8 protein-coding genes are annotated in these 9335 nt (G+C 77.0%); 5 read left to right on the top strand and 3 right to left on the bottom strand.

Translation table 11 applies throughout. The features are described from left to right. Positions 1-190 precede the first annotated feature (190 nt). Both ACQPYX_RS21595 and ACQPYX_RS21590 read left to right on the top strand, forming a co-directional pair. A complete protein-coding gene (locus ACQPYX_RS21595; protein ID WP_433799333.1) occupies positions 191-673 on the top strand; it encodes a pyridoxamine 5'-phosphate oxidase family protein in 483 nt (160 codons plus the stop codon). A gap of 58 nt (positions 674-731) precedes the next feature. After that, on the top strand, positions 732-1733 hold the full coding sequence (locus tag ACQPYX_RS21590) for an NAD-dependent epimerase/dehydratase family protein (protein ID WP_433799332.1): 1002 nt from the start codon (positions 732-734) through the stop codon (positions 1731-1733). Here the strand turns inward: ACQPYX_RS21590 and ACQPYX_RS21585 are convergent. Next, complete coding sequence (locus ACQPYX_RS21585) at positions 1730-2524, bottom strand: SAM-dependent methyltransferase (protein WP_433799331.1); 795 nt, start codon at positions 2522-2524, stop codon at positions 1730-1732. The genes ACQPYX_RS21590 and ACQPYX_RS21585 overlap by 4 nt on opposite strands. Positions 2525-2670: 146 nt before the next feature. On the opposite strand from ACQPYX_RS21585, the gene ACQPYX_RS21580 reads away from it, so the two are divergent. The 3 genes from ACQPYX_RS21580 (at position 2671) to ACQPYX_RS21570 (ending at position 7545) form a co-directional block, all read left to right on the top strand. Beyond that, a complete protein-coding gene (locus ACQPYX_RS21580; protein WP_433803780.1) occupies positions 2671-3723 on the top strand; it encodes a LacI family DNA-binding transcriptional regulator in 1053 nt (350 codons plus the stop codon). Then, positions 3720-6482, top strand: a complete 2763-nt coding sequence (locus ACQPYX_RS21575) for an AAA family ATPase (protein ID WP_433799330.1) — start codon at positions 3720-3722, stop codon at positions 6480-6482. Before ACQPYX_RS21580 ends, ACQPYX_RS21575 begins: the two co-directional genes overlap by 4 nt. 76 nt (positions 6483-6558) lie before the next feature. Beyond that, a complete protein-coding gene (locus ACQPYX_RS21570) occupies positions 6559-7545 on the top strand; it encodes an alpha/beta hydrolase (protein ID WP_433799329.1) in 987 nt (328 codons plus the stop codon). A 40-nt stretch (positions 7546-7585) separates the two neighbouring features. Here the strand turns inward: ACQPYX_RS21570 and ACQPYX_RS21565 are convergent, their stop codons facing one another. Together ACQPYX_RS21565 and ACQPYX_RS21560 are read right to left on the bottom strand one after the other, a co-directional pair. After that, positions 7586-8308, bottom strand: coding sequence for an alpha/beta fold hydrolase (locus tag ACQPYX_RS21565; protein ID WP_433799328.1), 723 nt, complete (start codon positions 8306-8308; stop codon positions 7586-7588). A gap of 2 nt (positions 8309-8310) precedes the next feature. Next, positions 8311-9279 (bottom strand): alpha/beta hydrolase, encoded by a 969-nt coding sequence (locus ACQPYX_RS21560; RefSeq protein WP_433799327.1) that lies wholly within the window; start codon positions 9277-9279, stop codon positions 8311-8313. Between the last annotated feature and the right edge of the window lie 56 nt (positions 9280-9335).

The following is a 9335-nucleotide window of genomic DNA, read 5'->3' as shown; positions in this document are numbered from 1 at the left end:
GTTGGATACGGCGGGAGCACCCGGTGCCGGCAACGCCACGTCGTCGCCGGCCAGGACCATGATCACCGGCTCGTGCGCGACACGCGCAAGCGCGGATGCGACACGCTCGCGAGGATTTCTCGCCGCCCGATGTCGAGAACGCGCGGCCGGCTCCGTCCCCGGGACGTCATCCCGACCGGAGGAGCACACCATGGACGCCCGCACCGTCACCGACACCCTCGCGCACCCCGTCGCGCAGGACCTGCTGTTCTCCGACATCCCCGCCCGCCTGTCCTACGTGGGCCGCGACGGCGACCCGCGGGTGGTGCCGACCGCCTTCTGGTGGAACGGCACGGCGGTCGTCATCACCACCGTCCCGCACTCCGCCAAGGTCGCGGCGATCGCCGCCCACCCGCGGGTCGCCCTCGCGATCGACCGGCCGGGCATGCCGCCGCGCTCGCTGCTGATCCGCGGTGGCGTGGAGCTCACCACCGTCGACGGCGTCCCGGACGAGTTCGTCGCCGCGTCCCGCAAGATCACGCCCGCCGAGGCGATGCCGCAGTGGGAGGCCGGGGTGCGGGCGCCGTACCGGCAGACCACCGTCCTGACGATCACCCCGGACCACGTCGTGCTGCACGACTTCGAGACCACCGTCCCGAAGGCCGTCGCCGAACTGATCGAGCAGCAGGCCTGACGAGCCCGGGACCGGCAGGGCCTGGTTCCGCCCGTCGTCGGGACGCAGGCTCGACGGCATGACGACCGTGCTCGTGACCGGCGGGTCCGGCTTCATCGCCGGGCACTGCATCCTGCAGCTCCTCGAGTCCGGGTACGAGGTCCGCGCGACCGTCCGCTCGACGACCCGGGAGCCCGCCGTGCGCGCCGCGCTCGGGCAGGCCGGGGAGGGCCTGCGCCTCGTCGGGGCCGACCTCCGGCACGACGACGGGTGGGCGGAGGCCGTGCGCGGCTGCGACGCCGTCCTGCACGTGGCCTCGCCCGTGGCGCCCGGGCGGGTGGACGACGAGGCGGCGCTGATCGCCACGGCGCGGGAGGGGTCGCGGCGGGTCCTCCGCGCGGCACGCACGGCCGGGGTCCGCCGGGTCGTGCTCACGTCCGCCTTCCACGCCGTGGGCTTCGGGCACCCGCACTCCCACGGCGTCTTCACCGAGGACGACTGGTCGGTCCCCGACGGGCCGGGCGTCGACGCCTACGGCCGCAGCAAGATCGAGGCCGAGCGGGCCGCCTGGCGGTTCGTCGCCGACGGGGGACCGGAGCTCGTGACGATCCTGCCCGTCGCGGTCGTGGGCCCGGTGCTCGGCGGAACGGTCTCGGGCGCGAACGAGCTGCTCGAGCGCCTGCTGACCGGCCGCCTGCCCGGGCTGCCGGACCTCGCGATCCCGGTGGTGGACGTCCGCGACGTCGCCCGCGCGCACGTCGCGGCGATCGCCGCGCCCGGTGCCGCCGGCCGGCGCATCCTGGTCTCCTCGGGTCCGGCGATCCCGATGGCGCACATCGCGGCGACCCTCCGCGAGCACCTCGGCGCCGCCGCGGCGAAGGTCCCGACCCGGCGCATCCCGAACCCGGTGGTCCGGCTCGGCGCCCTGTTCTCCCCGGAGTTCCGGACGGTCGCCGCCGAGCTCGGGCTCGTCAAGCGGATCTCCGACGAGCGGGCCCGGACGGTGCTGGGGCTGCGACCACGGCCCGCCGAGGAGGCGATCGTCGCCGCCGGCCGGAGCCTGGTCGACCGGGCGGCCTAGCCCTTCACGCCCACGGCCGCCCACGTCGCGGCGGGACGCGGTGCGAGCCCGGCGGTGGGCCAGTCGGTGATGTCGACGATGCCGGGCCCGGCGAGGGCGAAGTCGCCGAGCAGACCCCGGATCTCGGCGCGGGAGCGCAGGGTGACCGGGGACGCGGTGTCCCGGAAGCTCTCGACGACCGCGCGCATGCGGGCGGCGTGGTCGGCGTCGTCGACGTCGTCGCTGCCGTGGCTGATGGCCAGCACGCTCCCGGGGGCGAGCCGCTCCCGGAACACGGCGATGGACCGCTCGGCGTCGCCGCCGGTGAAGTGCAGGCAGGCGATCGCGAGCAGGGCCACGGGCTCGTCGAGATCGAGGAGGCCGGCGATCCCGTCGGCGCCGAGCACGTCGTCCGGGCGGGTCAGGTCGGCGCGCGTGACGGTGACGGTGGTCAGACCCTCGATCACCTCCGCGCTGTGCGCGACCGCGATCGGGTCGCAGTCGACGTAGGCGACCCGGACGGCGGGGTCGTGGGCGTGGGCGATCTCGTGCACGTTGCCGACGGTCGGGATCCCGGAGCCGAGGTCGAGGAACTGGCGGACCCCGCGCTCGAGGCACCACTCGACCACGCGACGGAGGAACGCGCGGTTCGCCTGCGCGCCGAACTGCTGCTCCGGGTTCGCGGCGAGGAGGCGCCGGGCGTGGTCCCGGTCGACCTGGAAGTTGTGCGCGCCCCCGAGCAGGTGGTCGTACACCCGCGCCCCGTTGGGGCGGCTGAGGTCGAGCTCGTCCGGCCAGGGCCCGTCCGCCATGGGGCGACGATAGCCCGCGACCCGTCAGGTCCCGGTTGGATCGGAGACGGACGAATTGTGCGCAATGGCCGAGCATCAGGCGGAAAGCGCTTTCCCGACGACGGACCGGCGCCTAGAGTTGCCGCCGGGGAGGTGCCGTCGTGCGGATGCGACCGGGCGGTCAGGTGACGCTGGCCGACGTCGCCCGGGCGGCCGGGGTCTCGCTCGCCACCGCCTCCCGCGCCCTCAACGGCGGCCAACGCGTGGTCGGGCGGGAGCTCCGCGAGCGGATCCTGGAGGCCGCCCGTCGCCTGCACTACGTGCCGAACGCCCACGCGCAGGCCCTGGCCGGGTCCACCACGGCCACGGTCGGGCTGGTCCTGCACGACATCACCGACCCGTACTTCTCCGCGATCGCCCGCGGGGTGATCGCGGGGGCCACCGAGCGCGGGGCGCTCGTCACCGTGGGCACCACGTTCCGGTCGATGGAGCGGGAGCTCGAGTTCGTCCGGACGTTCCGGGCGCAGCGGGCCGACGCGATCGTCCTGGCCGGCAGCGGCTTCGAGGACGCCGACTACCGGGCCGACATGCGCGAGGAGCTGGACCTCCAGCGGCGCGCCGGCGGCGGCTGCGCGGTCGTGAGCGAGCACGACCTGCCCGTGCCCACGGTCCTCCCGGACAACCGCGGGGGTGCGGCGGACCTCGCCCGCGCGCTCGTCGGGATGGGCCACCGCCGCTTCGCCGTGGCGGGCGGGCCGTCGTGCCTGACGACGGTGCGCCACCGCCTGGGGGGCTTCCTCGGCGCGCTGGAGGACCTCGGCGTCCCGGCGTGCGACGTCGAGGTCCTGGACCACCCGTTCCACGAGGAGGGCGGCCGGGCCGCGGCCCGCGAGCTGCTCGACCGCGGCTGCGGCGCGACGGCCCTGTTCTGCGTCAGCGACGTCATGGCCCTCGGCGCCCTCGACCTGCTCGCCGCGGAGGGGATCGCCGTGCCCGACGTCCTCTCGGTGGCCGGCTTCAACGACGTGCCGGTGATGCGTCGGCTCAGCCCCGCGGTCTCGACGGTGCGGCTCGACCTGGAGGCCATGGGCCGCTGCGCCCTGGAGCTCGCCGTCGAGCGGGCGGCCGAGGTCCGCACGGCGCGGTTCCCGGCGGAGGTCGTGCTGCGCGCCAGCACCACCCCGCCCGCCGACGTCCGCGCCCGGCAGGAGGTCCGGTGAGCGACGTGGCCCTGGTGGGCCGGGACCCGGAGCTGGCCCTGCTCGCCACCCTGGTCGCCGACGTGTCCGACGGCGGCGGCCCCCGCGCCGGTGCCGGGAGCGCCCTGGTGTTCGTCGGGGAGGCCGGGGCGGGGAAGACGGCCCTGCTCGACGCGGCGGCGGCGACGGGCGCGTCCGCCGGGCTCCGCGTGGTCCGGGCCGACGGCTGCCACGGCGAGGCGGACATCCGGTGGGCGGCGTTGTCCCAGGTCCTCGGCGCGTTCGACGACGACGACGCCGAGCTCGCCGTGCCGGCCCCGGGCGCCGAGCAGGCGGCGTTCGCCGCCGTCTTCGACCCGCTGGCGCCCGCCGCGCCCGCTGCGGCGGTCTCCTTCGGGGTGCTGCGCTTCCTGCTCCGGGCCGGACGCCGGCGGCCGGTGCTGGTCCTGGTCGACGACACCGACCGGCTCGACCGGGACTCCCTGCGGGCCCTCCTCTTCGCCGCACGCCGGCTGCGTCGGCGCGAGCGGGTCGCCGTCGTCTTCGCCGGCCGGGGCGCGCACCGCCCGCTGCCCGCGGACTCGGCGCTGCCGACCCGGGTGGTGCCCCCGCTCGGGCCGGTCGCGGCGGAGGCGCTGCTCGGCACGGTGGCGCCCCGGCTCGGGGCGCGGGCCCGCCGGGAGATCGTCGTCGCGGCGGGGGGCAACCCGCTCGCGCTGCGCGAGTTCGCGACGGCGGGGACCGCGCGGCCGCTGCGCCTGTCCGCCGCGGCGCAGGACCGGTTCGTGCGCCCGCTGCGGGACCTCGACGCCCCGACCGTGCGCCTCCTGCTGCACGCCGCCGCCGCGGACGGCGAGCCGACGACGGTGATCGCCCGCGCCGCCGGGGCGTCGGCGGGGTTCGCGGACTGGACCGCCGCCGAGCACGCCGGCCTCGTCACCGTCGCCGACGACGTGCGCTTCCGGCACCCGCTCGACCGGGCCGCGGTCTACGCGAACGCCACGGCGGACGCCCGCCGCCGCGCGCACCTCGCCCTGGCCGCGGCCGGCACCGACCCCGACCTCGCGACCTGGCAGCGGGCACACGCGGTGGCGGGCACCGACGAGGCGGTCGCGGCCGCGCTCGCGGAGACCGCCGACCGCGCCGAGGCCGCCGGGGACTTCGACGCGGCCGCCCGCGCCTGGGACCGGGCGGCGGAGTGCTCGCCGGACGCGGCCCGGGCGGTGCCCCGACGCCACCGGGCCCTGCAGGCCGCCTACGCCGGCGGCGACGTGCACGGCGTCGCCGACGAGCACCGCCGGCTGACCGAGCTCACCGACGACCCGACCACGCGGACCTGGGCGACGCTGCTGCACGCTGCCGCGCTGATGCTGCGCGGCCGGCTGCGCGAGGCGGTGCGGGCCCTGCAGGAGGTGGCCCCGCTCGTCGGGGAGGTCGACGACGCGGGCGCCGTCCTGCTCGCCGCGTTCCACGCCGTCGCCGCGGACTTCTCGGGCCTGCCCGAGCACCGCGAGGCCGCCGCTGCGCTGCTGCGCCACGAGGCGCTGTCCGGCGCCCTGCGCCGGGTCCGGGAGTCCGCGGACGCCCCGGCCGACCTGATGTGGGCGCGGGCCTCGCTGGGCGCCGACCGCACCGGCGCCGCGGCCGCCCTGCGCGCGGCGCTCGAGCTCGGCCGGGCCGGACCGGGCGCCCCGGCCGACGACCTGCAGAACCTCGGCCTGCTCGCCGACCGGGCCGACGACGTGCGCCGCGCCGTCGAGCTGCTCACCCGGGCCCACGACCGGATGCACCACGAGGGCCCGGCCGCGTTCGGCGCCGCGGTCCTCGCCAACCTCCTCGTCGACCACGGCCGCTGGGCGGAGGCCGACGCGGTGCTCGCCCGGTGGGTCCCGGTCGCCGACGCCCGCGGTTTCCACCGGGTGGCGGTCGAGCTGGCGTCGCCCCGGGCCCTCCTGGCGGCGCTGCGCGGTGACGACGCGGGGGCGCACGACGTGCTCGCCGCGGCGCGCACGCGGGTCGACCTGGCGGACAACCTGGTGCTCGACCTCCGCCTGCGGACGGCCGCGGCGGTGGCCGCGACGATGGCGGGCGACCCGTCCCGGGCGCTGCGGACGCTGCGCGGCGCCTTCACCGTGGACGGCGAACCCCGCCACCCGGTGCTCTCCGCGCGGATGATCGCGCTGCTCGCCGCCGCCGCGGCGGCGTCGGCCGACCCGGCCGACCGGGCGGACGCGGCGGTCGTCGTGGAGCGGGTGCGGGCGGCCACGGCGTCGCGCAGCTCGGCCCGCATGCGGATGCTGCTGCACCACGCCGACGCCCTGCTCGGTCCCGAGCACGAGAGCGAGCACCACTTCCGGCTCGCGCTCGCCGACCCGACGGGCGAGGACTGGCCCGTCGAGCGGGCGATGACGAGGTTGCACCACGGGGAGTGGCTGCGCCGGCGGCGCCGCGGCCTCGAGGCGCGGGAGATGCTCGCGGCGGCGTTGGAGGCGTTCGAGACCCTCGGCGCGGCCGCGCTCGCCGACCGGGTCCGGACCGAGCTGCGGGCCGCCGGCAGCGCGGAGCACCGCGATGCCTCGCCGGTGCAGGACCCGCTCGCGGAGCTCACCCCGCAGCAGCGCGAGGTCGTCCGGCTCGCCGCCGAGGGCCTGCGCAACCGCGAGATCGGCCAGCGGCTCTTCCTGTCGCCCCGCACGGTCGGCTCGCACCTGCACCACGCCTACCCGAAGCTCGGCATCAGCGGCCGCCACCAGCTCGCGGCGCTGTTCCGCGCGCCGTGACCCGGCCATCGGTCGGTCGACCGGTTGCGACCGGAGACCTTGATCCGGGGTGGTGCCCGGCGGTTAGCGTGATCGGGTGAGCACGCCGTCGGGAGCGCCCGCGGGGGGAGACGACCCCCTCGCCACGCTGGACCCTGCGTGCGCCCGGCTGGTGCGGGCGCTGCAGGGGCCGCCGCGGCTGCACGAGCTCGGGCCCCAGGACGGGCGCGAGGCCCTGCGCGAGCTGCAGGACGACCTCGTCGCCGGGACCGGGGTGGTCGTCGACCTGCACTCCGCGCCGGTCGGTCCGGACGGACTGGTCGGGTTCCTCGTCGTGCGCCCGGAGGGCCTGGAGGGCCCCGCCCCGGTGGTGCTGCACCTGCACGGCGGGCGGTGGGTCACCGGAGACGCGGACACCCACGGTCGCCTGATCCGGGCGCTCGCGGTGGGGGTGGGCGCCGCGGTGGTGGTCCCGGAGTTCACCCGCGTCCCCGAGGCCCGGTACCCGGTGGCCGTGGAGGAGATCTACGCGACGCTGCTGTGGGTCGTCGAGCACGCCGCGGACCTCGCGCTCGACCCGGAGCGGGTGGCCGTCGCCGGGGACTGCACCGGGGCGACCCTCGCCGCCGTCGTCGCCCTGCTCACAGGTCGGCGCGGGGGACCGCGGCTCGCGGCCCAGCTCCTCTACTACCCGTGGCTCGAGCCGCGCTGCGACACCGCGTCGCACCGGCGCTTCGCCGAGGTCTCGGTGCTGCCCTCCCGGGCGGCCCGCTGGTACTGGCAGCAGTACGCCGACCGCCCGGGGGACCGCGCGGACCCGGCGTTCGGGCCCGCCCGCGCCGGCCGCGCCGACCTCGTCGGCCTCCCGCCCGCGCTCGTCGTCACCGCGGAGGTCGACGTGGTGCGCGACGAGGGCGAGGCCTACGCGCGCGCCCTCGCCGAGGCCGGCGTGCCCGTCACCTGCACCCGCTACCTGGGCGTCGTCCACGACTTCGTGACGCTGCGCCCCCTCGAGGGCGTACCCGCGGCGCGGCTCGCGGTCCGGCAGGGCGTCGACTTCCTGGCCGAGGCCCTCCGGACGTGAGGGTGCCCCGCGGCGTCCCGGCCACGGGGCACCGTGCGACTCAGCGCGCCGTCGCGCGGATCGCCTCGCGGATCACGTCCGCGGTCTCCTTCGGGTGCGAGAGCATCACCAGGTGCGACGAGTCGATCTCGACGACCGTCGCGCCCGCACGCTGGTAGCCGAAGCGCTCGACGTCGGGGTTGATCGTGTGGTCCGACGAGGACACGACGCCCCAGGAGGGCGTCGAGTGCCACGCCGCGGCCCCGGCGGGCTCGCTGAAGGCGGCGGCCGCGAGCGGACGCTGGGACACCGCGAGCACGCGGGTGATCTCGGGGTCGACGTCCTGGGCGAAGACCTCGTGCACCCGCTCGGGCGCCACCGAGACGTCGGTGCCGGTGGAGCCGTCCGGCTGCGGGTAGGTCGTCTGCACCAGCGCGGAGGCGAGCAGCGAGTCGGGGAACCCGCCCTGCAGCTCCCCGAGGCTCTCGCCCTGCTCGAGGGCGTACCCGGCGAGGTAGACGAGGGCGCGGACGTTCTCCTCCACGCCGGCCACGGTGATCACGGCGCCGCCGTAGGAGTGGCCGACGAGCACCACGTCGCCCTCGATCTGGCGGACCACCGACGCGACGTAGGCGGCGTCGCCGTTCAGCGATCGGTTCGGGACGGCGGGTGCGACCACCGGGAGGCCGCTGTCGAGCAGCTCCGGGATCAGCGTGCGGAAGCTCGACGCGTCGGCGAAGGCGCCGTGGACGAGGACGACGGTGGGCGGTGCGGGCGTGGACACGGTCAGTTCCCCTCGTGGAGTGCGTCGAACAGGAACTCGCCGCCCTGGCGGGTCGCGGCGCGGGCCGCGTGCGTGTCGCGGAGGGCGTCGAGCATGACGAAGTCGTGGATGATCCCGGCGTAGCGCACGGCGGTCGTCGGGACGCCGGCCGCGCGGAGCTTCGCGGCGTAGGCCTCGCCCTCGTCGCGCAGGACGTCGGCCTCGCCGACGACGACGAGCGCCGGTGGCAGACCCGCGAGGTCGTCGAGGGTGGCGCGCAGCGGCGAGGCCGTGATCTGCGCCCGCTCGGCGGGGTCGGTCGTGTACTGGTCCCAGAACCAGTGCATGCCCTCGCGGGAGAGGAAGTAGCCGCTGGCGAACTGCTCGTAGGACGCCGTGTCGAAGCTCGCGTCGGTGACCGGGTAGTAGAGCAGCTGGGCCGCGATCCGGGGCCCGCCGCGCTGCTTGGCCAGCAGCGTGATCGCGGCGGTCATGTTCCCGCCGACCGAGTCCCCGGCGACGGCGAGGCGGCTCCCGTCGATGCCCTGCTCGGCGCCGTGCTCGGCGGTCCACCGCAGCGCCGCGTAGATCTCCTCGATCGCGGTCGGGTACCGCGCCTCGGGGGAGAGGCTGTAGTTCGTGAAGACCACGGCGGCCTGCGCCCGGACCGCGAGTTCGCGGACGAGCCGGTCGTGGGTGTGGGCGTTGCCGAAGACCCACCCGGCGCCGTGGGTGTAGAGCAGCGCGGGCAGCGTCCCGGTGGCCCCGGCCGGCTTCACGATGCGGATCGAGACCTCACCCGACGGGCCGCCGGGGATCGTCAGGTCGGTGACGTCGGCGTCCGGGCGGGCGACGCCGTCGCCCTTCTGGACCTCGTCGACGGTGCGACGGCCCTCGACGGGGCCGAGGTCGTAGAGGAACGGGGGCTTGGCGGTGGCGTCGGCGAACTCCTGGGCGGCGGGTTCGAGGACGGGTGCGGGCTGGTCGGGCACGGGGGCGCCTTCCGGACGAGGTGACGGAGTGCGACCAGCGTGGGACGCCCGGCGTC

The organism is Actinomycetospora sp. CA-084318 (assembly GCF_050955885.1).
Lineage (GTDB): Bacteria > Actinomycetota > Actinomycetes > Mycobacteriales > Pseudonocardiaceae > Actinomycetospora.
This window is presented reverse-complemented; position numbering and strand designations above follow the sequence as displayed.